The following is a 794-nucleotide window of genomic DNA, read 5'->3' as shown; positions in this document are numbered from 1 at the left end:
GCTTAACATGACGGAAATGATAATAGCGTGGCTTACTGTTTTTTCTTTCATGTTCATCTCTCCCCCTTATCCCCAGTTTTACCGGAGGCAAGAGGCGCCATCGTAAAAATCTTCGTCAAAACTCGAGCTATTCGCTTCAACCCGCTTCTCCCAACCATTTAATGATAATGTTCAAAACCTATTAAAATAGATAGGGAAGCTGCTGTGAATAATTGAGATAATCTAAAAAGAAATTGGCAACGGCCGTTCCAATGGCGATTGTCAGCAAAATCATCAGGAGTCTAGCCTGCACGACTTTGCCTTTTTTGATTAACGGATCTATATTGACGGCTTGCAACGCCCACCAAGTCACTGCTATAAAAATCAGGTGAACGACAATGCCGATTGCAGCCTGCTGTCCCAATACACTCATCTATTACACTCCTTTCTCTGCGTTTATACCCTTTCTTATTATATAAGAAGCACAGATAAAGATGATACATTTTATACAGAACGGAATAATCAGCCAAATCTAGGGCTAATCCCCGCTTAAAGTGCGATTCTTTTACATGGTATACTTTATTGGAAAGGAGCTGGCAAATGTGAATCATTCTTTTTTTCAGCCTGAAAAGCAATATGGTGAGGACCTGCCAATTTTTGATCAGGAATGGGAAGCAATTGCATTCTATTATGATTATAGACAGTCACAGATTGAAGAACTGAATGAATTGTGTCAGTTTTTAACATTTCTCTTACCTATACGAGAGAAAGCCTTGAAGAGCTTGAAAACCTTTATTTTCAAAGTATACAAGAGC

2 protein-coding genes are annotated in these 794 nt (G+C 39.0%); one reads left to right on the top strand and one right to left on the bottom strand.

All coding sequences use genetic code 11. The annotated features are described in order from the left end of the window. Positions 1-181: 181 nt before the first annotated feature. On the bottom strand, positions 182-412 hold the full coding sequence (locus ADICYQ_RS31210) for a DUF1146 family protein (RefSeq protein ID WP_003227691.1): 231 nt from the start codon (positions 410-412) through the stop codon (positions 182-184). 136 nt (positions 413-548) lie between these two features. Between ADICYQ_RS31210 and ADICYQ_RS31205 the strand changes: the two genes are divergently transcribed. Further along, positions 549-794, top strand: a 246-nt coding sequence (locus ADICYQ_RS31205) for a YwmA family protein (RefSeq protein ID WP_200861887.1), incomplete at its 3' end; no start/stop codon positions are given.

The organism is Cyclobacterium qasimii M12-11B (genome assembly GCF_000427295.1).
Taxonomy (GTDB): Bacteria; Bacteroidota; Bacteroidia; order Cytophagales; family Cyclobacteriaceae; genus Cyclobacterium; species Cyclobacterium qasimii.
This window is presented reverse-complemented; position numbering and strand designations above follow the sequence as displayed.

Bases quoted from the DNA above. Each gene is read 5' to 3' on its own strand.
- ADICYQ_RS31210 (WP_003227691.1), bottom strand. From the start codon at position 412: ATGAGTGTATTGGGACAGCAGGCTGCAATCGGCATTGTCGTTCACCTG.